Origin of the sequence: Streptomyces sp. NPDC046925 (genome assembly GCF_040644915.1) — a bacterium.
GTDB lineage: Bacteria > Actinomycetota > Actinomycetes > Streptomycetales > Streptomycetaceae > Streptomyces.
The window spans coordinates 1-25,842 of sequence record NZ_JBEYWZ010000006.1 but is presented as its reverse complement, the minus strand read 5'-3'; the positions used below and the strand labels follow the sequence as shown (position 1 = coordinate 25,842).

Annotated in this window: 24 protein-coding genes; 8 read left to right on the top strand and 16 right to left on the bottom strand. The window is 70.8% G+C overall.

Annotation, left to right across the window (positions count from 1 at the left end; genetic code table 11):
• Window positions 1–609 carry an ATP-dependent Clp protease proteolytic subunit gene (locus tag ABZ906_RS24525; RefSeq protein ID WP_361385946.1) on the top strand — a complete coding sequence of 203 codons (609 nt, stop codon included), beginning with the start codon at window positions 1–3 and terminating at the stop codon, window positions 607–609.
• 38 nt (window positions 610–647) lie between these two features.
• On the opposite strand, the gene ABZ906_RS24520 is transcribed toward ABZ906_RS24525, so the two are convergent.
• Both ABZ906_RS24520 and ABZ906_RS24515 read right to left on the bottom strand, forming a co-directional pair.
• Entirely contained in the window at window positions 648–980 is a 333-nt protein-coding gene (locus tag ABZ906_RS24520) for a helix-turn-helix transcriptional regulator (protein WP_361386746.1), read from the bottom strand.
• Between the two features lie 251 nt (window positions 981–1,231).
• Window positions 1,232–2,134, bottom strand: a complete 903-nt coding sequence (locus ABZ906_RS24515) for an aminoglycoside phosphotransferase family protein (RefSeq protein WP_361385943.1) — start codon at window positions 2,132–2,134, stop codon at window positions 1,232–1,234.
• Between the two features lie 43 nt (window positions 2,135–2,177).
• Between ABZ906_RS24515 and ABZ906_RS24510 the strand changes: the two genes are divergently transcribed.
• Window positions 2,178–2,984, top strand: coding sequence for an alpha/beta fold hydrolase (locus ABZ906_RS24510; protein ID WP_361385940.1), 807 nt, complete (start codon window positions 2,178–2,180; stop codon window positions 2,982–2,984).
• A gap of 31 nt (window positions 2,985–3,015) precedes the next feature.
• Here ABZ906_RS24510 and ABZ906_RS24505 read toward each other — a convergent pair whose 3' ends face one another.
• The gene (locus ABZ906_RS24505; protein ID WP_361385937.1) at window positions 3,016–3,402 is read right to left on the bottom strand and encodes a VOC family protein; all 387 of its coding nucleotides are present in this window, start codon (window positions 3,400–3,402) and stop codon (window positions 3,016–3,018) included.
• A gap of 237 nt (window positions 3,403–3,639) precedes the next feature.
• Entirely contained in the window at window positions 3,640–4,707 is a 1,068-nt protein-coding gene (locus tag ABZ906_RS24500) for an NAD(P)-dependent alcohol dehydrogenase (protein WP_361182010.1), read from the bottom strand.
• A 118-nt stretch (window positions 4,708–4,825) separates the two neighbouring features.
• On the opposite strand from ABZ906_RS24500, the gene ABZ906_RS24495 reads away from it, so the two are divergent.
• Window positions 4,826–5,737 (top strand): helix-turn-helix transcriptional regulator, encoded by a 912-nt coding sequence (locus tag ABZ906_RS24495; protein ID WP_361182012.1) that lies wholly within the window; start codon window positions 4,826–4,828, stop codon window positions 5,735–5,737.
• Window positions 5,738–5,800: 63 nt separating this feature from the next.
• Here ABZ906_RS24495 and ABZ906_RS24490 read toward each other — a convergent pair whose 3' ends face one another.
• Both ABZ906_RS24490 and ABZ906_RS24485 read right to left on the bottom strand, forming a co-directional pair.
• Window positions 5,801–6,571 (bottom strand): antibiotic biosynthesis monooxygenase, encoded by a 771-nt coding sequence (locus ABZ906_RS24490; RefSeq protein WP_361385934.1) that lies wholly within the window; start codon window positions 6,569–6,571, stop codon window positions 5,801–5,803.
• Window positions 6,568–6,975: a helix-turn-helix domain-containing protein gene (locus ABZ906_RS24485; protein WP_361385931.1), complete on the bottom strand. Its 408-nt coding sequence runs from the start codon at window positions 6,973–6,975 to the stop codon at window positions 6,568–6,570. Before ABZ906_RS24485 ends, ABZ906_RS24490 begins: the two co-directional genes overlap by 4 nt.
• A gap of 52 nt (window positions 6,976–7,027) precedes the next feature.
• Between ABZ906_RS24485 and ABZ906_RS24480 the strand changes: the two genes are divergently transcribed.
• The gene (locus ABZ906_RS24480; RefSeq protein WP_361385928.1) at window positions 7,028–7,429 is read left to right on the top strand and encodes a nuclear transport factor 2 family protein; all 402 of its coding nucleotides are present in this window, start codon (window positions 7,028–7,030) and stop codon (window positions 7,427–7,429) included.
• A gap of 28 nt (window positions 7,430–7,457) precedes the next feature.
• On the opposite strand, the gene ABZ906_RS24475 is transcribed toward ABZ906_RS24480, so the two are convergent.
• The 5 genes from ABZ906_RS24475 to ABZ906_RS24455 all read right to left on the bottom strand — a co-directional run bounded on the left by ABZ906_RS24475 (window position 7,458) and on the right by ABZ906_RS24455 (window position 15,204).
• Window positions 7,458–10,799, bottom strand: a complete 3,342-nt coding sequence (locus ABZ906_RS24475) for a S8 family peptidase (RefSeq protein WP_361385925.1) — start codon at window positions 10,797–10,799, stop codon at window positions 7,458–7,460.
• Between the two features lie 121 nt (window positions 10,800–10,920).
• Window positions 10,921–11,604: an ABC transporter ATP-binding protein gene (locus ABZ906_RS24470; RefSeq protein WP_361385922.1), complete on the bottom strand. Its 684-nt coding sequence runs from the start codon at window positions 11,602–11,604 to the stop codon at window positions 10,921–10,923.
• Between the two features lie 91 nt (window positions 11,605–11,695).
• On the bottom strand, window positions 11,696–13,198 hold the full coding sequence (locus ABZ906_RS24465) for an ABC transporter permease (protein WP_361385919.1): 1,503 nt from the start codon (window positions 13,196–13,198) through the stop codon (window positions 11,696–11,698).
• Between the two features lie 135 nt (window positions 13,199–13,333).
• A complete protein-coding gene (locus tag ABZ906_RS24460; protein ID WP_361182024.1) occupies window positions 13,334–14,593 on the bottom strand; it encodes an Ig-like domain-containing protein in 1,260 nt (419 codons plus the stop codon).
• A 251-nt stretch (window positions 14,594–14,844) separates the two neighbouring features.
• The gene (locus tag ABZ906_RS24455; RefSeq protein ID WP_361182025.1) at window positions 14,845–15,204 is read right to left on the bottom strand and encodes a hypothetical protein; all 360 of its coding nucleotides are present in this window, start codon (window positions 15,202–15,204) and stop codon (window positions 14,845–14,847) included.
• 110 nt (window positions 15,205–15,314) lie between these two features.
• On the opposite strand from ABZ906_RS24455, the gene ABZ906_RS24450 reads away from it, so the two are divergent.
• Window positions 15,315–15,662: a hypothetical protein gene (locus ABZ906_RS24450; RefSeq protein WP_361385916.1), complete on the top strand. Its 348-nt coding sequence runs from the start codon at window positions 15,315–15,317 to the stop codon at window positions 15,660–15,662.
• A gap of 88 nt (window positions 15,663–15,750) precedes the next feature.
• Window positions 15,751–16,515 carry a PepSY domain-containing protein gene (locus ABZ906_RS24445; protein ID WP_361385913.1) on the top strand — a complete coding sequence of 255 codons (765 nt, stop codon included), beginning with the start codon at window positions 15,751–15,753 and terminating at the stop codon, window positions 16,513–16,515.
• A gap of 85 nt (window positions 16,516–16,600) precedes the next feature.
• Here ABZ906_RS24445 and hutH read toward each other — a convergent pair whose 3' ends face one another.
• The 5 genes from hutH to ABZ906_RS24420 all read right to left on the bottom strand — a co-directional run bounded on the left by hutH (window position 16,601) and on the right by ABZ906_RS24420 (window position 23,563).
• Complete coding sequence (gene hutH, locus ABZ906_RS24440) at window positions 16,601–18,139, bottom strand: histidine ammonia-lyase (protein WP_361182495.1); 1,539 nt, start codon at window positions 18,137–18,139, stop codon at window positions 16,601–16,603.
• A gap of 593 nt (window positions 18,140–18,732) precedes the next feature.
• A complete protein-coding gene (locus tag ABZ906_RS24435) occupies window positions 18,733–19,908 on the bottom strand; it encodes a diguanylate cyclase (RefSeq protein WP_361182031.1) in 1,176 nt (391 codons plus the stop codon).
• 73 nt (window positions 19,909–19,981) lie between these two features.
• Window positions 19,982–20,779, bottom strand: a complete 798-nt coding sequence (locus ABZ906_RS24430; RefSeq protein WP_361182033.1) for an enoyl-CoA hydratase-related protein — start codon at window positions 20,777–20,779, stop codon at window positions 19,982–19,984.
• 93 nt (window positions 20,780–20,872) lie between these two features.
• Window positions 20,873–21,952 (bottom strand): adenylate/guanylate cyclase domain-containing protein, encoded by a 1,080-nt coding sequence (locus ABZ906_RS24425; protein ID WP_361182035.1) that lies wholly within the window; start codon window positions 21,950–21,952, stop codon window positions 20,873–20,875.
• 717 nt (window positions 21,953–22,669) lie between these two features.
• Window positions 22,670–23,563: a biotin--[acetyl-CoA-carboxylase] ligase gene (locus tag ABZ906_RS24420; RefSeq protein ID WP_361385910.1), complete on the bottom strand. Its 894-nt coding sequence runs from the start codon at window positions 23,561–23,563 to the stop codon at window positions 22,670–22,672.
• 228 nt (window positions 23,564–23,791) lie between these two features.
• Here ABZ906_RS24420 and ABZ906_RS24415 point away from each other — a divergent pair, with 228 nt between their 5' ends.
• Both ABZ906_RS24415 and ABZ906_RS24410 read left to right on the top strand, forming a co-directional pair.
• Window positions 23,792–25,441 carry an acyl-CoA carboxylase subunit beta gene (locus tag ABZ906_RS24415; protein WP_361182038.1) on the top strand — a complete coding sequence of 550 codons (1,650 nt, stop codon included), beginning with the start codon at window positions 23,792–23,794 and terminating at the stop codon, window positions 25,439–25,441.
• Window positions 25,442–25,485: 44 nt separating this feature from the next.
• Window positions 25,486–25,692: an acyl-CoA carboxylase subunit epsilon gene (locus tag ABZ906_RS24410; protein WP_361182040.1), complete on the top strand. Its 207-nt coding sequence runs from the start codon at window positions 25,486–25,488 to the stop codon at window positions 25,690–25,692.
• The last annotated feature ends 150 nt before the right edge of the window (window positions 25,693–25,842 follow it).

Sequence of the window (25,842 nt, the reverse complement as noted above, 5' to 3'; positions counted from 1 at the left end):
ATGAGCCAGTACACGATTCCGACCGTCGTCGAGCGCACCCCGCAGGGCGAGCGTTCCTACGACGTCTACAGCCGGCTGCTCTCGGAGCGGATCATCTTTCTCGGGACCGAGATCGACGACGGGGTCGCCAATGTCGTCATCGCGCAGCTCCTGCACCTGGAGTCGTCCCAGCCGGACCGCGAAGTCGCCATCTACATCAACTCCCCCGGCGGATCGTTCACTTCGCTCATGGCCATCTACGACACCATGAGTTTCATCAGTGCGCCGATCTCGACGTTCTGTGTCGGGCAGGCCGCCTCCACCGCCGCCGTGCTCCTGGCCGGTGGCGACCCCGGGCGGCGGTTCGTGCTCGAACACTCGCGGGTGCTGCTCGGCCAGCCCGCGAGCGGCGGGCGCCAGGGCACGGTCTCCGATCTCGCTCTCCAGGCCAAGGAGATGGTGCGGATCCGCTCGCAGGTGGAGGACGTCCTGTCCCGGCACTCGGGGCACGATGTCGCCACGCTGCGCGCGGACATGGACCGCGACAAGGTGTTCACCGCGCAGGACGCGGTGGCGTACGGGCTCGCGGACGAGGTGCTCAGCCGGCGGATGCTCGCCACGGCGGCCTGAACCCCGGGGCCCAAGCCCCAAGTCTCAAGCCCCAAGCCTCAAGCGGCGAGGCGGATGTCTCCCTGGCGCGGGCGCGGCCGTACCGCCTGTGCGTGGCGGGTCAACTCGCCCTGTGCCAGGGAGAGAAGGTCCGCGAGGCTGAGGCCGAGGGCGCGGGCGCCGGCCGCGAGGACCTCCGACGAGGCCTCCTTGCGGCCGCGCTCCACCTCGGAGAGGTACGGCATCGAGATGCGGGCGGCCTCCGCGACCTCCTTGAGCGTCCGCTCCTGGGCGAGGCGCTCGCGGCGCAGGACATCACCGACGACGTCCCGCCACAGCGGCTCTTTCGCCGCCGGGGGTACGGGAGTTGCGCGCACGGGGGTTGCGCGCACGGGAGTCGTACGCGCAGGAGTCGTACGCACGGGGGCTGTGTCCGCCTGGCGCGAGCGCGGGCGCGGGCGCAGGTGGATGATGCGCGCCCCCCGCTCGTCGGCCCGCTCGTCGGCCTGCGCAGGCTCGGGGTTTCCCTCGGGGTTCCGCTCGTGGCTGCTCACCCCCTCAGGTTAGGAGCCGCACGGCCCACCGGAAGGGATCAGCGTTGCGCCCCCGGCGAAATCCCTGAGCGCAGCCCTTACACGGGCACCTACACGAGCACATCCGCCAGACCGTCCGCCGCCAGGATCCGCCACTGGGGATCACCGTGCAGCCGCCCCCAGTACGCCATCGTCACCGCTCGCGCCTGCGTCCACCGCCGGGCCCGCTCCGGGTCGATCCCGGCGGCGTCCGAGAAGACGGCGAGGCGGCGCAGGACGGCCGCCTTGGGGGCGGTGGCGGTGAGCAGTTCCTCGAAGCGGTGGTGGAGCAGCGTGATCGAGTCGTACGCCGGGTCGCCCGCGTATCCCTTGGGGTCGATGGCGAGCCACGGTTCGCGCTCGGCCCGCAGGACGTTGCCGGCGTGCAGATCGCCGTGGATGAGGGTGTCCGGCTGGTCGGGGCCCAGTTCGCGCAGGGTGGCGATCGCCGCGTCGAGCAGGCGGGAGTCCAGGGGCGAGCCCAGCTCCTTGTCGTCGTCCCTGAGCCCGCGCTCCCACTCCTCGCACCGCGCGCTCATCCGCGGCAGTCCCGCGGGCGCCGGCACGGCGAGCCGCCGGGCGAGCAGGCCCGCGGCCGTCAGCGCCGCTTCGGCGTCCGGCTCGTCGGCGAGCGAGCCGGGCCCGGCCTGCTCCAGGAGCATCGCGAACCGTGCGTCGTCCCGTTCGTGCAGCCGGACGGCGCCCCGCCCCGCCCACACGGCGAAGGCGTCCGGCTCGTGGACGTTGCCGGGGTGCGGGAAGGAGATCTTCAGGACGGCGGGCGTCTCGTCGTACCGGCGCAGGACCGGGATGATCACGCCGACCTGCCCGTGCGTGACCGGCGCCGACGGCTCGCAGTCCCAGCGGTCGAGCAGTTCCCCGGCCAGTTCCGGCAGGGACGCCAGCCATGCGCGGCCGCGCTCCCCCTCCCGCTGGACGGTGCTCGCGGCGAAGGCCTCGGGTGTCTCGATCATCCCGGCACCCTAGCCAGGGCGGTGTATGGCTACCGTTCGTCCCATGCCCTTCGCTGAAGCCGCCGACGGCACCGCCCTGCACTATGAAGTCCACGGCTCCGGCCGCCCCCTCGTCCTGCTCAGCGGGCAGTCCAACAGTCGCCGCTGGTGGGACCCGGTGCGGGATGATTTCGCCGCCTCGTACCGGACGGTCGTACTGGACTGGCGCGGCACCGGCGAGAGCGGACACCCCGACACCGACAGCTACAGCACCCCCGGCTTCGCCCGCGATGTCGTCGCCGTCCTCGATCACGCGGGCATCGACCGCGCCCATGTGTACGGCACGTCGATGGGCGGGCGCGTCGCCCAGTGGATCGCCGCCGATCATGGGGAGCGGGTCGACCGGCTCGTGCTCGGGTGTACGTCACCGGGGGCGCCGCACGGCGTCGAGCGCGGGCCCGAGGTGCGCGCTGCCCTCAGTCAGGCGGATGGGGCGGCGGCCCGCCGTGCCCTCATGGAGCTGATGTACACGCCGGGTTGGATCGCCGAGCGGGAGCGCGCCTCCGAGAGGCCCGTGTTCCACACCCTCGGTGATCCGGCCATGCCCCCGCACGCGCGCCGCCGCCATCTGCGCGCCAGCGCGCGGCACGACGCCTGGGACGCGCTGGCGCGGATCACCGCACCGACGCTCGTCGTGCACGGCACCGACGACGTGTTCAATCCGACCGCCAACGCGCCCCTGCTCGCGGAACGCATCGCCGGCGCCCGGATGCGGCTCGTTCCGGGTGCGCGGCACGCGTACTTCGAGGAGTTCGCGGATGTCGCGACGCCGCTCGTGCTCGACTTCCTCGCGGAGGAGGGGAGTTCCTAGCTGCCGCTGCCGTAGGGCCGGAGGGGAGTTCTCAGCTCCCGCTGCCGTAGGGCCGGGTGAGGATCTCCAGGCTGTGGCCGTTCGGGTCGTCCCAGTACACGCCCCGGCCGCCGTCGTTGGTGTTGATCTCGCCCACGGTGTGGTGGTGCGGGTCGGCCCAGTAGGTGAGCCCCGCGTCCTTGATGCGGCCGAAGATGTCGTCGAAGTCGTCCTCGGAGACCAGGAAGGCGTAGTGCTGGGGGGTGATGGGCCGGTCGCCGGCGTCCATGTAGTCCAGCGTGACGCCGTTGGGGATCTCGACGGGGATGAACGGGCCGTACTGGGGGCTCACTTCAAGACCCAGGATGTCGGCGAGGAACTGGGCGGAGGCCTTCTTGTCCTTCGCGGCGACGATGGTGTGATTGAGCTCGACGGTCATCGTGCGACCTCTTCCTCTGCGTCGGAGTGCCCGTGCTGACGCCCCTCACACTAGGCACGCCCCGCCCGCCCCGCATCGGTCACACGGCCCCCCACCTGCTGCGCAATGCGGCCTAGGGCCAGGGGCCGAGTCGAGTTCCGGCCACGGCTGTGACGCGTACCCGGCCCGGCCCCTGTCGGTGGCCCGGTGCCTGCCCTATCGGTGGCCCGGTGCCTGCCCTGTCGGTGGCCCGCAGCCTCAGATCGTCGACGCGTCGATCACGAAGCGGTAGCGCACGTCGCTGGCGAGGACACGCTCGTACGCCTCGTTGATCTGGTCGGCGTCGATCAGCTCGATCTCGGAGCCCAGGCCGTGCTCGGCGCAGAAGTCCAGCATTTCCTGGGTCTCCTTGATGCCGCCGATCATGGAACCCGCGAGGGTCTTGCCGCCGCCGATCACGGAGAAGAGGTTGAGGGAGACCGGCTCCTCGGGGGCGCCGACGTTCACGAAGGCGCCTTCCGGGCGCAGCAGGCCCAGGTACTTGTCCAGGGGCAGCGGCGCGGAGACCGTGGAGAGGATCAGGTCGAAGGTGCCGCCGAGCTGCTCGAAGGTGGCGTCGTCGCTGGTGGCGTAGTAGTGCTCGGCGCCCAGGCGCAGGCCGTCGTCCTTCTTGCGCAGGGACTGGGAGAGCACGGTGACCTCGGCGCCCATGGCGTGTGCGATCTTGACGGCCATGTGGCCGAGACCGCCGAGGCCGACGACGGCGACCTTCTTGCCGGGGCCCGCCTGCCAGCGGTGGAGCGGGGAGTACGTGGTGATGCCCGCGCACAGGAGCGGCGCCGCGACGTCCAGGGAGAGGCCGTCGGGGATGCGGACGGTGAAGGCCTCGTCCACGACGACGTGCGTGGAGTAGCCGCCGTAGGTCGGCTCGCCGTTCTTGTCGAGGGCGTTGTACGTCTGGATGTTGCCCTTGTCGCAGTACTGCTCAAGGCCCGCCTTGCAGTTGTCGCACTCGCGGCAGGAGTCGACCATGCAGCCGACGCCGACGCGGTCGCCGACGGAGAACTTGGTGACGGCGGAGCCGACCTCGGTGACGACACCGGCGATCTCGTGGCCCGGCACCATCGGGAAGATGCCCTCGCCCCAGCCGTCGCGCGCCTGGTGGATGTCCGAGTGACAGATTCCGGCGTACTTGATGTCGATCAGTACGTCGGTCTCGCCCACCGGGCGGCGCGGGATGGTGGTCCGCTCCAGGGGGGCCTTGGCGGACGGGGCGGCGTACGCGGAAACGGTGGTGGTGCTTGTGGTGCTGGTCTGTGCGGTCATGTCATCCACCGTGCCAGCCATGCCGGCATCTACCCAGGTCACGGCTCTGCCTACGTCCAGTGGTCCTACTACTGACGGGGACAGGCTGCTGCGCGTACGACGCCGGATACTGGAATGCATGGACGCCGACCAGCCAGCGCACTCCCCCGCCCCCGAGCCCCTGGACGGGCGCGCCGAGCTCAGCGAGTTCCTGCGCACCCGCAGGGCCCGGTTGCAGCCGGAGGACGTCGGGCTGCCGAATTTCGGGCGGCACCGGCGGGTGCCGGGGCTGCGCCGCGAGGAGCTGGCGCAGCTCGCGGGGGTCTCCGTCGCCTACTACACCCGTCTGGAGCAGGGGAACGGCCGCAATGTCTCGGGCGAGGTCCTGGACGCGATCGCCCGCGCCCTGCGTCTGACGGACGCCGAGCACGCGCATCTGACGCATCTGGCCAAGCCCAAGCAGCACAAGAAGAAGCGTGCGGCCCGCCCGCAGCATCTGCGGCCCGCGCTGCTCCAGCTCGTCGACGCGCTGGAGGGCGTGCCCGCCTATGTGGTCGGCCGCCGCTCGGACATCCTCGGCTGGAACCGCATGGCCGCCGCGCTCTTCGGCGACTGGGGTGCGCTGCCGCCGGAGGAGCGGAACTGGGCGCGGATCTGTTTTCTGCACCCCGAGTCGCGCGCCCTGTTCCGGGACTGGGACCAGAAGGCGTCGGACATGGTGAGTTTCCTGCGGATGGAGGCGGGCTGCTTCCCGAACGATCCGCAGCTCTCCGCGCTGGTCGGCGAGCTCTCCGTGAAGAGCGAGGAGTTCCGCAGCCTGTGGGCCACGCATGACGTGCGCGAGAAGGGCCACGGCGTGAAGCGGCTGCACCACTCGCTGGTGGGCGACCTGACCCTGTCGTTCGAGACGCTGCGGCTGCCCGACGATCACGATCAGTCGCTGGTGACGTACCACGCGGAGCCGGACTCGGCGTCGGCGGACGCCCTGCGGCTCCTCGCGAGCTGGGGAGCGGACGCGGCGCGCGCCGGTGCGGCGGGCAAGGAGAAGTAGCCGCAGCGGCCTGCGGGCGCCCGTCGGCCGCAGCGGCCTGCGGGCGCCCGCAGCTTTCGCTCCTCAGGGCTGGTACGGCGGCGCCGCTCCCCAGTTCCACAGCGGTACCGGCTGGTCGGTGGGGCGGCTCGCCTCCGGGCCCGAGAAGTAGACCGCGAGCCGTGTGCCCCACTCGACGTAGGCGACGAAGGCGGACCGGAACTCGGCGTCCGTCGGAAGTCCGGCGTCGTCCGCCGCGTCCTGCATCAGGTTGACCCAGCGGCGGCGCTGCGGCTCGGTGATGCTCTTGCCGAGATGCTTGCCGACCATGTGGGTGTGGCCGCCGTGCTCCTGCGAGTACGTGGCGGGGCCGCCGAAAACCTCGCCGAGCCACTGGGCGACGTGCAGGGCGTGTTCCTGTGGCAGGTCCGCGAAGAGGGGGGCGAGGAGGTCGTCCTTGAGGACCTTCTCGTAGAAAATCTCCGTCAGGCGTTCGAAGGTCTCCTCGCCGCCCGCCCAGGTGTAGAGGGTCGGCGTCGAGGCGCCCGTGCCGCGCACGGCGGAGGGCGTGTAGTGGCGCATCTCCTCGATGTTCTCGACGTACGGGCGGATCTCCGCGAAGAACGCGCGGAAGTGCTCCGAGCCGCGGAAGCCCTCCAGGTGGTCCTTGGTGGACGTCCAGGTGATGCGCAGGATGAAGTGCTCGAAGTCCTCTTCGCAGCGCGCGAGTTCGTAGTCGACGCACTGCGGGGCCGCGGCGAGCGGGACGGCGGCCCGGGTGTAGGCGGAGAGGAACTCCGCGGAGCGCTCGGAGGGTATGCGGTAGCGGATGTACTCGACGGTGTGGGCGGTCATGTGACGTCGGCTTCCTCTGCGGTGGGTGGTGCCGGGACGCGCGCTCCCCAGTCCCACAACGCCTGGAGGACCGGGCCGAGTTCTTCTCCGTGGGGGGTGAGTTCGTAGGTGACCGTGGGGGGCCAGCCGGGTGTTCTGGTGCGCAGGACGACGCCCGCGGCGACCAGCTGGGCGAGCCGCTCCGTGAGTACCTTGTCCGACAACTCCGGCATGGTGGCGGCCAGTTCGCTGTACGCGTACGAACCGGCCCGCAGCAACTCGCGGACGATCAGGGTGGTCCAGCGGCCGCGCAGAGCGGCCAGGGTGATCTCGACGGGGCAGCCGGGTGCGGGGGCGCCCGCGCGGGCCCTGGGATCGTCCGGGAGGCCCCGGGCGGCCCCCTGGCTTACCGTTCGGTGAGTCACGAAGACGCCTCCTACCGTGGCCCGCAACCGAGCCTCACCTCAGGAGGGTTACATGCCTCACCCACCCCTGCCCACCCGCGCCGAGGACGTCCCCGCGGCCTTCGCCGAGCGGTTCAACGGCGGTGATCCGGAGGCGGTGCGCGAGCTCTACGAGGAGCGTGCCGCGTTCGTGCCGGAGTCGGGGACGCCGGTCCACGGGATCGCCGCGATCACCGAGGCGAACCGTCCCTTCCTCGCGATCGGGCTCCCCATCTCGGTACGTCCGCGGCACGTGCACGTGTGCGGTGACATCGCGCTGCTGATCGTCGACTGGGAGATCGAGGGCGTCGTCGGGTCGACCGCCACGGACGTGGCGAGGCGCGGCGCCGACGGATGCTGGCGATACGTGATCGACAGTCCTTTCGGCGCCGCGGGGGCTGCGCCCGCAGGAGACGGTCAAGCGAGGCTTGCGTAGTCCTGCGGGCGCGTCATGGCCGGTCGGGCTACTTGCCGTAGTAGGCGTTGTAGATCGACAGCGTCGACTTGTTCCCCTTCTTGTCCGTGATCTTGGCGTGGAAGGAGATGCCCTTGCCGGCGGCCGGGTTCTTGACCTTGATCTTGCCGCCGCTGACGGTGACCTTCTTCCAGGTCTGGCCGTAGTCGTACGACACGTACGTGGTCAGGGACTTGAGGTTCGAGCCGGCCGCGGCGCCGAGCACCGTCACCGGCACGGACTGGGTCTCGCCCGCCTTGGCCTTGCTGCTCAGGTCGGTCGCCGCGGCGAACCGGGCCGTGGAGACCGGCAGCTTCGCGTCGTCGGCCTTCTTGGAGCGGAACGTCCAGCTCGCGTCGATGCGGGTGGAGGCGGCCGCCACCTTGACGCTGCGCTTCACGGACGTCGACAGCTTGTACTCGGCCTCGGCCGACGGGACCTTGAACGAGGCGCCGCCGAGCAGCGGGTCCTCGTTCTCGCCGATCTTCGTGGAGCCCTTGTAGAGGGTCGTCTTCACCGAGGAGAAGAGCGAGGAGCCCGCGTGGGTCTTGCCGTCGGCGACCAGCGGCAGATATCCGCCGATCTCGTTGCCCTGGCGGGAGACGCCGTACACGCCTCCGATGCGCGGGCCGAAGACGGCCGTGTTGAACGTCTTCTCGTAGCTCTTGCCGCCGGCGAACGTCTGCGCCGCGCCGAGCGTGTAGGACGCGTCGACGATCGGCCAGCCGTCCGGGTCGACCCCGGCCTGCTGGTCGAAGTTCAGGCCCCACTTCACGCCGTCGGCCGTGGACAGGTTCAGCGTCCGGGTGCCGGGCAGCGCCTGCGGAATGTTGATCGAGGAGCCGCCCGAGCTGCCGGGGAGGTAGCCGAGGGCGCCGATCGTGCCCTTCTTGCCCTTGGCCGCGGCGCCCATGTTCACCTTCACCGCGGCGAGGTCGGACGCCTTGTAGTGCTTGGTGTAGCCGGTCGCGACCTGCTTGACCTTGCCGCCGGCCACGGTGTCGTACTCGGCGTCGTCACCCTTGACCCAGTGGCCGTCCCACTGCTGGTGCAGCGAGCCGTCGGTGACCTGCGGACCCACGTGCGCGGTCCGGAAGTTGGTGTACGAGTCGAGCCACCAGCCGAAGGAGTAGCTGCCGTAGTCGGCGTCGACCGTGTAGTCCGGCGAGGCGAAGGACGGCTTGGCGTCCGCCGACGGAACCGTGATGTCGACCGGCTTCGTCTTACGGGCGTCCATGGTCACCGTCGTGTCCTTGGTGATGCTCAGCTTCGGCTGAGCCAGCCACTCGGCGCCCTTGGTGAAGTCCTTCGGGTCGACGTACATGCTCGTGTTGAGCACGTAGCCGCCCTTGGGGACACGCAGCTTGACCGTGCCCGAGGCGTCGTACGGGTCGAAGGACTTCTCCCTCGCGAGCCCGCTGACCCCCTCCAGGTCGCTGTCGTAGTACTTCGGGACCTGTCCGTCGCGCCCGATGTGCTTGAGCGTCAGCTCGTACGACTCGACCTCGCGCTCGACCGCGGCGGCCGTGCGCACGGACTGCCCGCCGCCGCTCGCCACGACGTACGCGGAGTACACGCCGTCGACCGTTCCGCCGAGCTTGGTGTCGGTGGTCAGGTCGACCGACGCGGTGCCGCCCGCGGGAACCTTCACGGTCTTCGCGCCGAGCTTGAAGAAGCCCGCCGGAGCCGCCGCGCCCTTGGGGTTGGTGCCCGTGACGGCGAGGTCGAGGGTGACGTCCTCCTTGCCGAGGTTCTTGTACGTCACCTTCTTCGTGACCGGCTTGTCGTCGGTGTGCGGCCACGCCTGGGCGTCGAAGGAGAGCGACACCGGCTCGGCGACGACCGACTGCTTGATGGCCTTGTCGACGGCGATACGGCCCGAACCCTGCTGGAACGGCGTGTACTTGCCGCCCTTGGTGGACGCGGTGAGCGCGCCCTTGAGCTCGGCGTACTTCCAGTCCGGGTGCTGCTGCTTGAGCAGCGCCGCGGCGCCCGCGACGTGCGGGGTCGCCATGGACGTACCGGAAATCGTCAGATAGCCCTCGGGCTTCTGGCCGACCTCCTGGTCGATGACGCTGCCGGGGGCCGCGGCCGCCGTGATGTCCACGCCGGGGGCGGTGACGTCGGGCTTGATGGCGCCGTCGCCGACGCGCGGGCCCTGGCTGGAGAACTCGGCGAGCTTGTCGTTGTCGTCGACCGCGCCGACCGTCAGGGCCGCGTCCGCGCTGCCGGGCGAGCCGACGCTGCCGGGCATGCCGTCGTTGCCGGCCGCGATCGCGAAGAGGATGCCCTTGTCCGCGGAGAGCTTGTTGACCTGGGCTTCGAGCGGGTCGATGCCGGGGGTGTCGCCGCCGCCGAGGCTCAGGTTGACGATGTCGGCGCCCTGTTCGGCCGCCCAGTCCATGCCCGCGATGATCCCGGAGTCGTCGCCGTAGCCGGTGTCGTCGAGGACCTTGCCGTTCAGGAGCTTGGCGCCGGGCGCCACGCCCTTGAAGGTGCCGCCCGACTTCGCGCCGGTGCCCGCCGTGATGGAGGCGACGTGCGTGCCGTGGCCGTAGTGGTCCGTGGCGTCCGCCGCCGTGGTGAAGTTCTTCGCGCCGACGACCTGGTCCTTCAGGTCGGCGTGCGTGGCGTCGACGCCGGTGTCCAGGACGGCGATCTTGACGCCCTTGCCGTCGAAGCCGGCCGCCCACGCCTTGTCTGCGCCGATCTGCTTCACGCTCTTGTCGAGGCGGGCCTTGCGGACGCCGTCCAGCCAGACGCGGCTGACGCCGGAGGCGGTGGCGCCGCCCTCGTCGGCCGTGAGCGCCGACCACAGGTCGGTGGCGTCCTGCTTCGGGGTCGTGATGGCCTCGGCGTTCAGGGCCTTCAGGGACCTGCGGACCGTGGTGTCGCCCGCGGCGCGCACGTCGGACCTGGCCCCGGCTGCCGCTCCCTTGTAGCCGACGATCAGCTTGAGGCCCTTCTTCTGGGCCTTGCGGTTGTCCTTCTTGCTCAACTCGGTGATGTCGAACAGACGCTGGTCGAGCTTGCCGGCGGCTATCAGCCGCTGCGCGTCGGCCGGTATCGCCAGCGTGTGGCCGCCGACGCGCTTGGTCAGTACGGCCACCCGCTCCCGCCCCTTGGCCGGCTCGAAGGCGGTGACGCGGCCCTTGGAGTCGGCGGTGACGCGGTCACCGGTGATGAGGGTGATGTGGTGCGTGGTCTGTCCGGCGCTCGTGAGGCCCGCCGCCTGCGCGGCTGCCGCCGTCGCGTCCGGCGACTGCTTCGCCGCCGACGCCGGGCTGGTCATGCCCGCGGCAAGGGCCACGGCCGCCGCTGTGGCGATCGTGGCCCCATAGGCTCTCTTCACTTTTTGGCGCAAGTCTCCCCCTGGAGGTCAAAGGGGCTCCCGCCCCCTGGACGAGGAAGTATTGCCCAGAGTCGAACATCTGCTCAATAGAGTTGCAGAAGTGACGAGTTGATTGTCCGGTTCAGGAAGCGGCCCGCTCCGTGACCTTGATCTGTCCGCGCTTGATCGTCGCGAGGCGCGGGGCCTTGCGGGCGATGGAGCTGTCGTGCGTGACCATCACGAAGGTGAGGCCGTGCTCCTTCCAGAGCCCTTCGAGCAGCTCCATGATCTCGTCGCGCATGGACTCGTCGAGGTTGCCGGTCGGCTCGTCGGCGAGCAGCACCTTCGGCCGCTTGACCAGGGCGCGGGCGATGGCGACGCGCTGCTGCTGGCCGCCGGAGAGTTCGGCGGGCAGATGGCCGATGCGTTCGCCCAGGCCCACGGAGGCGAGGGCTTCGGCGGCGCGTTCCCGGCGGTCCGCCGCGCGCATGCCGAGGGGGACGAGCGCCGTCTCGACGTTCTCCTGGGCGCTGAGCGTGGGGATGAGGTTGAAGGACTGGAAGACGAAGCCGATCGACTCGGCGCGGACCTTGGTCAGGCGCGCCTCGGGCAGCGATGCCAGGTCGACGCCGTCGAGTTCGACGCTGCCGGACGTCGGCCGGTCGAGCCCGCCGAGCATCTGCAGGAGCGTGGACTTGCCGCCGCCCGTCGGTCCCTGGATGACGAGCCGGTCACCGTCACCGATGGCCAGGTCGACTCCGGCGAGCGCGTCGACGGTCTCCTTGCCCCTGCGGTACTGCTTCGTGACGCCTTTGAGCTGATACATGGTGTGACTCCTGCGATACGTAAGGAGGTTGGCGGCGCGAGCTACGGCGGCCGGGGCCGCCCGCCCGGCGCGCGGCGGTCGCTGGGGCCGCCTACTCGACGCGGCGCAGGGCGTCCGCGGGGCGCAGCCGCGAGGCACGCCAGCCGCCGAAGGCGCCCGCGATGAGACCGCCGGCCACGGCGAGGCCGACGGCGAGCGCGATGGTGGTGGCGCTGACCGGTGCGGTCAGGGAGATGTCGAGGGCCTTCGACGCGGACTCGCGCAGGGCGCCGCCGGGGCCGCCGCCGCCAGGACCGCCGCCCATACCGCCACCGCCCATACCGCCGCCCGCTTGTCCGCCGGCCGAGCCGAGTTCCGCCGTGAGGGTGGGGCTGATGGCCGTCACCACGTACGCGCCGCCGAGGCCGACGGCGATGCCGAGCACTCCGCCGACGAGGCCGTTGACGACCGCCTCGCCGATGACCTGCCGGGTCACGCGGCCGCTCTTCCAGCCGAGCGCCTTGAGGGTGCCGAACTCCCGTACGCGGCGGCTGACCGCCGACGAGGTGAGCAGGCCCGCGACCAGGAAGGCCGCGACGAGCACGGCCATGGAGAGCCACTTGCCGACGCTGGACGCGAGGTCGGACGCGGTGGAGAGCGAGCCCGAGACGGTGTCGGCGAGATCGGCGGAGGTGGTCACGGTCGTACCGGAGACGTTCTTCTGGATGGCGCTCTTGACCGCGTCGATCTGCTGCGAGTCCGCCGCCTTGACGTACACCGTCGTGATCTTGTTCTTCGAGTCGGCGAGGGTCTGCGCGCGCTTCAGCGGCAGATAGAGGTTGGCCGCCGCGTCCCCGCTGTCGGGCGTCGCGATGCCGACGACCTTGATCTTGGTGCCGGAGATCGTGACGGTGTCACCGACGGAGAGCTTCTTCTCCTTGGCGTACGAGGCATCGGCGACGGCCACCTTGGCGTCGGTCTCCGCGTCCGTGAACGTACGGCCCTTGCTGATCTTCGAGGAGGTCAGCGGGCCCAGGGCGGGCTTGCTGACGTCGGTCCCGTACACGCTGTAGGAGTCGACGTCGAAGTCGGCGCCCCCGCCGCGCACCCGGCCCTGCTGCTGATCGCTGCCACCGCCGCCGGGAGGCTGTCCCTTGCCGGTGGAGCCCGGCGCCTGCTCGAACTCGCCCCGCTCGAACGAGCCGTTGACCTTCATGACCTGGAGGCTCAGCCCGCCCACCGCGTCCGCGACACCGCTCTGCCCGCCGACCTTCGAGACGGTGGACGCGGACAGCGTCTGGAAGCCCTGCACCATGACGCGGTCGCTGCTCTGCTCCTTGCCGTCCTCGTCGGCGTCCTTGGCGTCGAACTTGAAGCGCGGGCGCCCCTCCGTCTGCCCGCTGCCCTCCTTCGCCGGCGTGGCCGCCTTGGTGACGGTCATGTCGGTGCCGAGCCCGTACAGCGACTGGAGGACCTTGCCCTGCGCCTGCTCCATGCCGGACGACACGGAGTTGACGACGATGACGAGCGCGATGCCGAGCGCGAGTCCGGAGGCCACGACGAGGGCCGCTTTTCTGCGGCGGCGCAACTCGCGCCTCAGGTAGGTGAAGAACATGTGCGTGAAGCTAAGGACGCACCGTGATGAACGGATAAGGGCGGCATAAGAGAAGGATGAGAAGCCCGAACGGCGGCGGCCCGCACCCCTGGTGAGGGATGCGGGCCGCCGCCGTCAGGAAAAGTCAGCCGGGGCTCAGACCGCCGAACCGGCCTTCCACTGCGCCCAGTCCATGACCCAGCCGTTGAAGCCGTTGTCCGGCTGGACCGTCTTGTCGCCGGTGTTCCGGACGTCCACGACGTCACCGACCATCGAGTTGTCGTAGAACCAGGCGCCCGGGGTGCTCTTGTCGCCCGCACCCTTGGCGTCCTGGAGGCCGACACAGCCGTGGCTGGTGTTGGCGCCGCCGAAGATGGACTTGGCGCCCCAGTAGTTGCCGTGGATGAACGTGCCCGACTGCGACAGGCGCATGGCGTGCGGCACGTCCTTGATGTCGTACTCGCCCTTGCCGTCGCCGTCCGTGAAGCCGACCGTGGCGCCGTCCATCCGGGTCTCCTTGAACTTCTCGGAGATCACCATCTGGCCTTCGTACGTCTTGTTCTCCGGGGAGCCCGCGGAGATCGGGATGGTCTTGATGACCTTGTCGTCCCGCATGACCTTCATCTGCTTCGTCTTGGCGTCGACGACGGAGACCTGGTTGCGCCCGATCTTGAACTGAACCGTCTTCTGCTGGACACCGGTGACGCCGTCCGCGCCCTCGACGCCGTCAAGGGCCAGCTTCAGGGTGACCGTGGAGTTGCCCTTCCAGTAGTCCTCGGGGCGGAAGTCGATGCGGTTGTTGCCGAACCAGTGGCCGACGACTTCCTGGCCGCTGCTCGACGACACCTGGATGTGCGACTGCACGTCCTTCTTGTTCGTGATCGCCTTGTCGAAGTTGATCGACACCGGCATGCCCACGCCGACCGTGGAGCCGTCCTCGGGCGTGAAGTTTCCGATGAAGCTGTTCTTCGGGGAGACCGTCGTGAACTTCGAGTTCTCGTGGGCCTTGCGACCCTCGGAGTCCTCGGCCGTGGCGGTGATCTTGTACGTCTTGGCGCGGTCGAGCTGGGCGCTGGGCTTCCAGCTCTTCTTGTCGGCCGCTATCTGCCCCTCGACCTCGGTGCCGTCATCGGTCGTCATCGTGACGTCCGTCAGTGACCCCTTGGTCACCTTGACCTTGGCCGCGTTGTTGATGCCCGCGTTGTCGGAGCCGTCCTTGGGCGCGATCTTGATATCGGCCTCGGAGGTCTTCTTGGCGGCTGCCTCGTCGACCTGGTTCTGGGACTCCTTGCCGCCGGCACTGCTCTTGTCGCCGTCGTCGCTGCTACAGGCCGAGAGCACAAGGACGCCGCCGACCAGGGCGGACACGGCCGCAAGGCCCTTGCGCCGTCCGCGCCGCCGCCTACTGTCCGTCATCACACGCTTCTCCATCGTTGCTGAAATCCCCAACACGCCAAGAACGCCGGGAGTCCCCGTAATCCCGTACAACGTCCTGCCCGGTTCGTCCCGTTCCACTACCGCGGAAGATGTGGGGAACACCACGTCGTGCGATGCGCCGGTGACATCCGTGCACCTCTGAGACGACGGAACCCCGGGCGGCGGTTGCCGTCCGGGGCTACGGGTTCCGTTTTTTCCGTCCGGTAGACGTACAGATTTTCGTCTACCGGCTAGAGCCTCCGGCCGCCGGTGCCGTCCACATCCTCAACCTCGTCGTCCTCATCATCCTCGTCCCCCTCCCAGTCCGGGGAATCGGGGTCGTAGTCGATCTGCTCGCTGCTCCAGGAAGCCTGCGAGAGTTCCACCCCGGGCACCTGGCTGACCAGGTCGAACGGGTCAACCAAATAGGCGAGGGCTTCCGCGTCGTCCTCCTTGACGGCCGTCTCGGCGTGCTGCCGCTCCTCGGCCGGCATGTGCTCGTCCTCCGCGATGCGGCGCAGGGCCGACGCCGACAGTTCGCCGGAACCGTCGACCTCCACCACCAATTCGACGCGGAGCCGTACAAAGCGTGATGTCTCAGGTGTGCTCATGGGTCGGAGGGTACGACCCGGGGGCCCCGCGACTTTCCCGCGACCCGCGCCTTTCATTACCATCGCCCCACACGGCCAATTCGCCAGCGCCACAAGGGGGATCCGATTCCGTGTCCGCACGTCGATCGCTGTTGACCGCCACTGCCGCGGGGGCCCTTCTCGGCGCCCTGTGGTTCGTTCCCTCCGCGAACGCGACGGCGACGTTCAGATCTCCGCAGGCGCCCGCACAGGCCCCCGATTCCCAGCAGGTCGTCCACACCGAGCAGCGCCGCGCGACACCGGCGTCGGACTCGGCGCCGGACGGCACCGCAGCCCCCTCCGGGGACCGCCTCGCCGACACCGGTGCCGGTGTCGACACGACGCCGTATCTGATCGGGGGAACGGCGTTCCTGGGCCTCGGAGCGGGGTTCGTCGCGTATTCGGTCCGCCGGGAGCGGCAGGGCGGCCCGGCGTACTGAGGCCCCCGGCCCGCTGCCGCGTCGTCGATCGGGTGACCCTGGCCGCCGGGCAACATGGGCGGGCGGCCGGGTGGCTAGGCATCGGGGCATGAGACTCGAACCCCGGCACAGCAAGAGCGGCGCCCCGCGCGCCCGCCGTCTCCGTCTCGTCGGCGCCGTGTGCGCCGTCGCGGCCTCGGCGGCACTGGTGACAGGCTGCGGTGAGGACAGCGGCAAGGCGGAGTCCGCCGCGACCTCCGAAGCGGCGAAGACCGTTCCGGAGGGGGAGGCCACCCCGTCCCCCTCGGGCAGCGCGTCGCTCACGCAGGACCAGACGGAGCGCAAGGCTCTGCTCGCCGACACCAAGATCACTTACGACAAGGCCGCCGCCACCGCGGTGGACAAGGTCTCGGGCAGCAAGCTGACCGACCTGGACCTCAAGAGCGCGAACGACGTCAAGGAAGACCAGTCCGATGACGACGACGCGATGAGCGCGAGTCCCAGTCCCAGCAGCACCTCCGACGGCCCGCAGTGGGTCGCGGAAGTGGCGGAGAAGGACGGGACCTCGCACACCGTCCGTATCGACGCCGTCTCGGGCAAGGTGATCAGCTCCGCCCCCGAAGGCGACCGGGACGCCGACGACAAGAAGGAGACGGCCGACTGGCTCTCCCGCGTCAAGCAGACGCCGGAGCAGGCGGCCAAGACCGCCATGGACAAGACGGAGGGCACGGTCACGTCCGTCGGTCTCGACGACAACGACAGCGGCTCCCTCGTCTGGTCCGTCGACGTCGTCTCCAAGGACTGGAACAAGACCGACTTCGAGGTCGACGCGGTCAAGGGCAACATCACCCACCAGCACGTGGACCGGGACTGACGCGCCGTCACCAGAAGAGCAGGGTACGGAAAGGGGGCGCCGTCACCGGGTGACGGCGCCCCCTTCGTCGTACGACGTGCCCTGGCTAGGCCAGCGGGCCCGTCACCGGCTCGACCGCGTCGAGCAGCGCGCCCGAGCGGACGAACTCGTCCGCCGCCGCCAGGTCCGGGGCGAGGAAGCGGTCCGGGCCGGGGCCCTGGACGCCCGCCTTGCGGACCGCCTCGATGACCGCCCGCGTGGCGGGGGCCGGGGTCAGGCCCTCGCGGAGTTCGACCGCGCGCGTCGCCGCGTACAGCTCGATCGCGACGATGCGGGTCAGGTTGCCGACCGCCGTGCGGAGCTTGCGGGCCGCCGACCAGCCCATCGACACGTGGTCCTCCTGCATCGCGGAGGACGGGATCGAGTCGGCGGACGCCGGGACCGCGAGGCGCTTCATCTCGCTCACGAGGGCCGCCTGCGTGTACTGGGCGATCATCAGGCCCGAGTCCACGCCCGCGTCGTCCGCGAGGAAGGGGGGAAGCCCGTGCGAGCGGTTCTTGTCGAGGAGGCGGTCCGTGCGGCGCTCCGAGATCGAGCCGAGGTCCGCGGCGGCGATCGCGAGGAAGTCCAGGACGTACGCGACCGGGGCGCCGTGGAAGTTGCCGTTCGACTCGACGCGGCCGTCGGGCAGGACCACGGGGTTGTCGACGGCGGCGGCGAGCTCGCGCTCGGCGACCAGGCGCGCGTGCGCCATCGTGTCGCGCCCGGCGCCCGCCACCTGCGGCGCGCATCGCACCGAGTACGCGTCCTGGACGCGCGGGGCGTCGTCCTGGTGGTGGCCGGTCAGGCCCGACCCTTCCAGTACGGCGAGCATGTTGGCTGCGGACGCCCCCTGGCCCGGATGCGGGCGGATGGCGTGCAGCTCGGGGGCCAGGACCTTGGCGGTGCCGAGCAGCGCCTCGAGGGTCAGGGCCGCGGTGATGTCGGCGGACTTGTAGAGGGCGTCGAGGTCGGCGAGGGCCATGACCAGCATGCCGAGCATGCCGTCGGTGCCGTTCAGGAGGGCGAGGCCTTCCTTCTCGCGCAGCTCGACGGGGGTGATGCCGTGCGCGGCGAGCAGTTCGCCCGCCGGCTTCAGCTCGCCGTCCGGGCCCTCGGCGTCACCCTCGCCCATCAGCGTAAGGGCGCAGTGGCTGAGCGGCGCGAGGTCGCCGGAGCAGCCGAGCGAGCCGTACTCGTGCACGACGGGCGTGATGCCCGCGTTGAGCACGTCGGCCATGGTCTGCGCGACCTCGGGGCGTACGCCGGTGCGGCCGGAGCAGACCGTCTTCAGGCGCAGGAACATCAGCGCGCGGACCACCTCGCGCTCCACGCGCGGGCCCATCCCGGCCGCGTGCGAGCGGACGATGTTGCGCTGCAGCTGGGCGCGCAGGTCCGGGCCGATGTGGCGGGTGGCGAGGGCGCCGAAGCCGGTCGATACGCCGTAGACGGGCTCGGGCTTGGCCGCGAGGGCGTCGACGATCTCGCGCGAGGCGGCGAGGGCGGCCACGGCTTCGGCCGAGAGCTCGATGCGGGCGTTGCCGCGCGCGACGGCGATGACGTCCGCCGCGGTCGTCCCGGACGTCCCCAGGACCACGGTATGCATATCCATATTCAGCAGCGTACGGACTGAATCGCCAAGTGTCACGACCGAATCCAAGCTGAGCCACTTACCGGGGGGTACACCCCAAAACACGGCGACCACCTCACACGGACCCGCGGGAACTCTGCTCACCGGGCGCACCGCTCGCCCACGTGGCGCCACGGGTGCCGAGAGGGCCGAGGGAGCCACACAAACCCCGCTCGCCGCACTGGAGCCGGGGGGGGGGGGGCGGGAGTGACGGGCGCACCGCTCGCCGCCCCCGGAGGCTGCGGCCCCCGCCCACCAAAGCCGCACCGCCCGCCCACCCGGCGCCACGGGAGCCGAGGGAGTCACGCAAGCCCCCTTCGCCACATCGCGCATGCGGGCCGCCCGCCGGACGCAGGCTCCTCACGCCGACCCGTAGGGCCCCCGCTCTCCGCACTGGAGCCGGGGGGGGGCGGGAGTGACGGGCGCACCACTCGCCGCCCCCAGAGACTTCAGCCCGCGCCCCCGAAAGCCGCACCGCCCGCCCGCCCGGCACCACGGGAGCCGAAGGAGTCACGCAAGCCCCGTTCGCCACATCGCGCAGACGGGCCGCCCGCCCGAGCGCGGGCTCCTTACGCCGGGCCGCGGGAGCCCCGTGGGTCCGGGCCGCGGCCTCGGAAGCGGCGGCGTTCGCCCGGTGGGCGGGTGTTCTCCGAGTTCGCGAGGCGTACCACCGGGTCGTCCGCGCCCTCGCGGCCCGCGACCACCGGCTTCACCGCGCGGGCCGCCTTCGCGCGGTACTGGGCCGCGTCCGCGAGGCGGAACAGGCGGCGGGCCGTGCGGACCTCGCCGATCGGGTCCTCCGTGGAGGCCACCCCGCACGCGACCCCGTCCCCCAGCTCCAACTCGGACGCCCGTACGCAGAGTTCGTCGGCGACCCGTACCACCTCGTCCGCCGACGGACCCACCGAGAGCAGGCAGAACTCGTCCCCGCCGAGCCGCGCCGCAAGCGTCCCCGGCAGCATCGCCCCGCAGAGGGAGAGCACGGACCCGAAGCGTTCGAGAAGACGGTCGCCGACCGCGTGCCCCCGCGTGTCGTTGACCCGCTTGAGGCCGTTCACGTCGCACACGACCAGACTCACCACCGCCCCGTCCGCGCGATGCCGCTCCACCGCCTCCTCGAGGCGCAGATCGACCGCGCGCCGGTTGGCGAGGCCGGTCAGCGCGTCGGTGAAGGCGAGGCGGCGGGCCTCCTCAAGGCGCTCGGTCTGCGCGATGCCCGCCGCGACCACCGAGGCGAGCACCGTCGCGAAGTCCGCGTCCTTGCGACCGAAGACCGGCGCCCCCACCGGCCGCGCCACATAGAGCTCGCCCCACGCCCGCCCGTGCAGCACGATCGGCGCGACCACACAGCAGCCGCGCCCCCGCCTGCGCAGGGCGGCGACGCGCTGGTGGCAGTAGCCGGGAGCGGAGGCCTCCGCGGGCCCCGCCGCCGTCTCGACCCAGGCGTGCGGCTCGCCGCCGCCCGCCCAGCGCTCGTGCAGGAACTCGGTGATCTCGGGGAACTCGTTCACGGGATACGCCTCGCGCTCCGGGAACTCTTCCTCCCCCTCGGCCCGTTCGCCCACGTTCACCAGCACCCTCAGCCGCCCGAGGTCACGCTCCCAGACGGACAGGGCCGCGAAACTCCCGGACAGCGCACGGCACGCCCCGCGGGCAGCCGCCCGCCAGGACTCACGCGGAGTGTGCGCGGCAGCCATCCCCTGCGCCAGCACGACCACGGCCCGCAGCCGAACGTCCTCTCCCATCTCCCTAGGCTAGGAGATTTACGACAATTTGGGCGTTTGGAACGTCACTCAGCGTGTGGACGCCCCCCTCGGCTCACTCTCCGGGCCACTTGGGCTTCCGCTTCTCGTTGAACGCCGCGACACCCTCCGCCCGGTCACCGGAGAAGGCCACCGAGCGCCAGGCCGCGTCCTCGACCTCAAGTCCGGCGCGCAGGTCGAGCCCGTGCCCGAGGCGCAGGGCGCGCTTGGCGGCGCGCAGCCCGACGGGCGAGTTGGCGGCGATCCGCTCGGCGAGCGCGAGTGCTTCCGTACGGTCCTCGCCCTCGCCCACCAGCAGATCGACGAGCCCCAACTCCCGCGCCTCGGCCGCCTCCACACGCCGCGCGGTGAAGATCAGCTCGGCGGCCCGCGCCGCACCCACGCGACGCGGAAGCAGCTGCGTACCGCCGCCGCCCGGGATCACGCCGACCGACACCTCGGGGAGCCCGACCACGGCGGTCGGGTCCGCGACGACCAGATCGCAGGCGAGCGCGAGCTCGAACCCGCCGCCGAGCGCGAACCCGTGCACGGCCGCGACGGTCGGCATGGGCAGTTCCAGTACGCCGGTGTAGGCGGCGCGCGCCGTGGGACGCTGGCGCACCAACTCGGCGTCGGAGAAGGAATTGCGCTCCTTCAGGTCGGCGCCGACACAGAAGGCACGCCCGTGGGTGGAGGTCACGACCACGACGCGGGCGTCGCGGTCCTCCGCGAGGGCGGCGCAGGCGGAGCCGATGGAGCGGGCCATGTCCGTGGACACGGCGTTCATCGCCGCCGGCCGGTCCAGGACGAGCTCGGCGACGTAGGCGTGCCGCCTGACGCTGACGAATTCCCCGAACCGCTGCTCGCCACCCATGTCTTCCTCCACGTCTGGTTAACGCCCGTTACCGGGCACCCTGCGGATCATGCCACCGCCGCGGGGCAAACGGGTGGGCCGGCGGGAAGAAACTCAGCTCCGCCGGGCAAGCAGCCAGGGCTCCACGACGCCGAGGCCTCGCACGGGCCGCTGCCACATCGGTTGCAGCGCGAAGCGATACGAGGGCGCCGCGGCCCCCTCCTTCTCGGCCAGCTCCGCGGCCTGTGCCGCTTCGGTCTCGGAGGCGGGCGCCTCGCCCGTACGCGTCAGCTCCTCGGCGAACGCGCCGTCCACCAGGACGGCGTCACGCGGCGCTATCGACGTGAGGCGGCTCGCGAGGTTCACCGTCGTACCGAAGACGTCGCCCATCCGCGTCGTGACCGTGCCGAAGGCGATGCCGACGCGCAGCTCGGGCATCGTCTCGTCGTTGGCCATGGTCTCGATGAGGCGCAGGGCGATCTCGGCGGCCACGCCCGCGTCGTCGGCGGCGTACAGGACTTCGTCGCCGAGCGTCTTGATGAGGCGTCCGCCGTGCGCGGCGACGAGGTCGGCGGCGGTGGTCTCGAAGGCCTCGACGAGCTCGCCGAGCTCCTCCTCCTCCATCCGCCGGGTGAGCCGCGTGAACCCGACGAGGTCGGCGAATCCGACGGCGAGGCGCCGGTCGACCATTTCCTCGTCGTCGGCGGCCTGGACGACGCGTCCGGTGGCGGCGGCGAGCTGACGCCGCCACACGTAGACGAGGAATTCCTCCAGCTCGGGCAGCAGCAGCTCTATCAGCGGATACGTGACTTCCGTCCGCGTCATGCCCGGCTCGGGGGGCTCCGTCAGGCCCTCCAGGAAGGAATCGATCTGCCATTCGGCCAGGCGGGCGGTGGTCTGCCCGGTCGACCGTGCCACCTGCACGGCCATCGCCTCGCTGAGCAGCCCTGCCTCTACGAGACCGGCGAGGCGGCGCAGTGCGAGGACGTCCGCTTCGGTCAGCGCCTTGGCCTGCCCGATGTCGGGAAAGCCCATGGCCCGCCAGAAGCGGGAGGCGAGCTCCATGGATACGCCCGCGCTTCTGGCCGCCTGGAAGGGGGTGTAACGGCGGTCGGCGCCGAGGATCAGCCCTTCGAGGCGCAGGGCAAGGGGGTCCTTCTCCGGATCGCCCGGCTTCTCGTCCCCGGAGTCCATGGAATCGAACGCATCGACGGACCCGGTGGTACGTCCGGGGTCACCGTCTGGGCCGGGGGATGTACCCGCTCCGGAGCCGGTGTCGTCGACGGTCACGCCTGCTGCCCTTCCGATCTGCCGCGGTCAGGTATCGACCGGCGCCAACTTTACGGCAGGTGTGCCGCAGCTCACGCCTTACCTGGCGGGGCGCCTTGGACAGTGGGTCCCCCACAGCCGCCCCACCGAACACACCCTCCCCACAACACCACCTCACAGCCCAATCAGCGAACGGGGGCGACGCCGGGGAACAGAAACACCGGCGCCCCTCGCCTGGGGCGCCCCGCAGGAACTCTCCCACCCACCCGCCCGTCTCCCCGGATTCGACCCGCGCCGCAGGAACAGCCCAATCGGTGACGGCCCGCACTCACCGTCGAACCGCGAGGGGACGTGCCGGTATCTCCGCCCGGAGCACGCGGCCCCGCCTTGGGCGCCCCGTAGGGGCTTTCCCGCCCGCCCGCCCGACTCGCCGCGTCACGGCCGGACGTAGGAACAGGCCAATTGGTGGCGGACCGCACCCGGCATCGAGACGGGAGGGGGTGTGTCGGTATTTCCGCCCGGAGCACGGTTCGCTGCGCTCCCTAGGCGAAGAAGACAGGCGGCCACCGGCGGATGGCGAGGACGGACATACCGGCGCGGCCCCGCACCCACACACGAGGCGGAACCGCCCCGGCCAGCCCCCTACACCCCCCGCAAATGCACGACATCCCCCGCCCCCACAGGCTCCTGCACCCCATCCCCCGTAGCCAGCACAAGCCGCCCGTCACCGTCCAGCGCCACCGCCTCCCCCGTGATCGACCGATCACCCGGCAGCTCAGCGCGGACCTTGCGCCCGAGCGTCGCGCAGCCCGCCGCGTAAGTCTCCTGAAGCCGCGAGGCCACCGGATCACCCGCAGCCGCCCGCCAGTCCCCGTACCACTGCTCCAGAGAACGCAGCACGGCCCGCAACACCGTGTCCCGATCGGTCGTCGCCGCCCCGGCAAGCGCAAGCGACCCCGCCCCCGGCACCGGCAGCTCCTCCGCACGCAGCGTCACGTTGATCCCGATACCGACGACGACACCCCCGCCGCCCCCGCCACCCACAGCCCCCGCCCGCTCCGCGAGAATCCCCCCCGCCTTCCGCTCCTCTCCCCCCACCGTCACAAGAAGATCGTTCGGCCACTTCAACGCCGTATCCACCCCCGCAGCCCCCGAAAGCCCCGTGGCGACGGCGACCCCGGCGAGCAGCGGCAGCCACCCCCACCGCTCGATGGGCACCCCGTCCCCCGGCTTCAGGAGCACGGAGAAGAAGAGACCGGAGCGCGGCGGCGCGGACCAGCGGCGGTCAAGGCGCCCGCGCCCCGAACTCTGCTCCTCGGCGACGAGCACCGCCCCCTCGGGCAGTTCGTCGGCGCGGGCCACCAGATCAGTGTTGGTCGACCCCGTCGCGGGCACCACGTCCAGAGAGGTCCACAGACCTCCCCGCACCAGCGCGCGCCGCAACGAAGCGGCGTTCAGGGGCGGCCGGTCGAGGTCGGACCAGCGGTTGCCCCCGGGAAGGTCGGCAGGGTCGTCTGAAGCATCTCGCGGCGTCATGCAAGCCACCTTAGGTGTGGTAAACGCCGCACTGCCGAACCGTATGCACGCCGATACCCTACGAGTCAGTAGCAAGCGATCACCACCAGTCACAGAGCTACGAACCCGCAGCACAAGCCACAACACCAAGCCCCAGCCCAAGTCACCCCAGCAAACAGCCACAAGCACCGCAGCAAACAGCCGCAAGCCGCCAGTAGCCCCTTTGAGCAGGCAGGGAGCCGCATCCCTATGTCCGAGCCGGAAGAGCCCAACGTGCCCGTGCAGAGCGCCGCAAGCGATACCCCCGACGTCCCCGACACGGGTATCGACATCCATACGACTGCGGGCAAGCTCGCTGATCTGCAGCGCCGCATCGAGGAGGCCAAGCACGCCGGTTCGGCCCGCGCGGTCGAGAAGCAGCACGCCAAGGGCAAGCTGACGGCGCGTGAGCGCATCGACCTGCTCCTGGACGAGCACTCCTTCATCGAGTTCGACGAATTCGCCCAGCACCGCTCGCACGACTTCGGCCTGGAGGCCAACCGCCCGTACGGCGACGGCGTCGTGACCGGTTACGGCACCGTCGACGGCCGCCCCGTGGCCGTCTTCTCGCAGGACTTCACCGTCTTCGGCGGCGCCCTGGGCGAGGTCTTCGGCGAGAAGATCGTCAAGGTCATGGACTTCGCCCTGAAGACCGGCTGCCCGGTCATCGGCATCAACGACTCCGGCGGCGCCCGCATCCAGGAGGGCGTCATGGCCCTCGGGATGTACGGGGAGATCTTCCGCAGGAACACCCACGCCTCCGGCGTGATCCCGCAGATCAGCCTGGTCGTCGGCCCCTGCGCGGGCGGCGCGGTCTACTCCCCCGCGATCACCGACTTCACGGTCATGGTCGACCAGACCTCGCACATGTTCATCACCGGGCCCGACGTCATCAAGACGGTCACCGGCGAGGACGTCGGCTTCGAGGAGCTCGGCGGTGCCCGCACCCACAACAGCACCTCCGGTGTCGCGCACCACATGGCGGGCGACGAGAAGGACGCGATCGAGTACGTCAAGTCCCTTCTCTCCTACCTGCCTTCGAACAACCTCAGCGAGCCCCCGTCCTTCCCCGAGGAGGCGGACCTGGAGCTGACGGACGAGGACCGCGAGCTCGACACCCTCATCCCGGACAGCGCCAACCAGCCGTACGACATGCACGGCGTGATCGAACACGTTCTGGACGACGCCGAGTTCTTCGAGACGCAGCCGCTGTTCGCGCCGAACATCGTCACCGGGTTCGGCCGTATCGAGGGCCGCCCGGTGGGCATCGTCGCCAACCAGCCGACGCAGTTCGCGGGCTGCCTGAACATCGACGCGTCCGAGAAGGGCGCCCGCTTCGTCCGCACCTGCGACGCGTTCAACGTCCCGGTCATCACCTTCGTCGACGTGCCGGGCTTCCTGCCGGGCGTCGAGCAGGAGCACGACGGCATCATCCGCCGCGGCGCCAAGCTGATCTACGCGTACGCGGAGGCCACGGTCCCGCTGATCACCGTGATCACCCGCAAGGCGTTCGGCGGCGCGTACGACGTCATGGGCTCCAAGCACCTGGGCGCCGACCTCAACCTGGCCTGGCCGACCGCGCAGATCGCGGTGATGGGCGCCCAGGGCGCGGTGAACATCCTGCACCGCAAGACGATCGCGGCGGCCGAGGCCACCGGCGACGTCGAGGCGACCAGGGCCCGCCTGATCCAGGAGTACGAGGACCGCCTCCTCAACCCGTACACGGCCGCCGAGCGCGGTTACATCGACGCCGTGATCATGCCGTCGGAGACCCGCGCCCATCTGGTGCGCGGCCTGCGTCAGCTGCGTACGAAGCGGGAATCCCTTCCCCCGAAGAAGCACGGCAACATCCCCCTCTAGACCGTGCGGACCGTGCCTCAGCGAGGAGAGCGAGGAGACCCTTCATGATCAAGGTCGTACGGGGCAACCCCACCCCGGAGGAGCTGGCCGCCGCGCTCGCGGTGGTCCAGGCGCGCGCCGCGGCGGTCGCGAACGAGCCGTCCGGCGCGCCCGCGGTGCTCGACGCCTGGTCGGACCCCGCCCGCGTGGCCCGCGACCGCCTGCCCGCGCCGGGTCCGACGGCGTGGGGGCGTACGTACTGGCCCGGCTGAGCAGCCGCGCGATCCGGAATGAGCGGTACGGGCCGGGGCGCCTGAGTACGCGTACCGGGAATTCTTCCGGCGTGGCTTCCGTGCGGGGACCCGGGATCTCGGTCTCTATACGGTTCGGCGGGAGTGTCGACGTCGCTCGGTCAGTGCGCG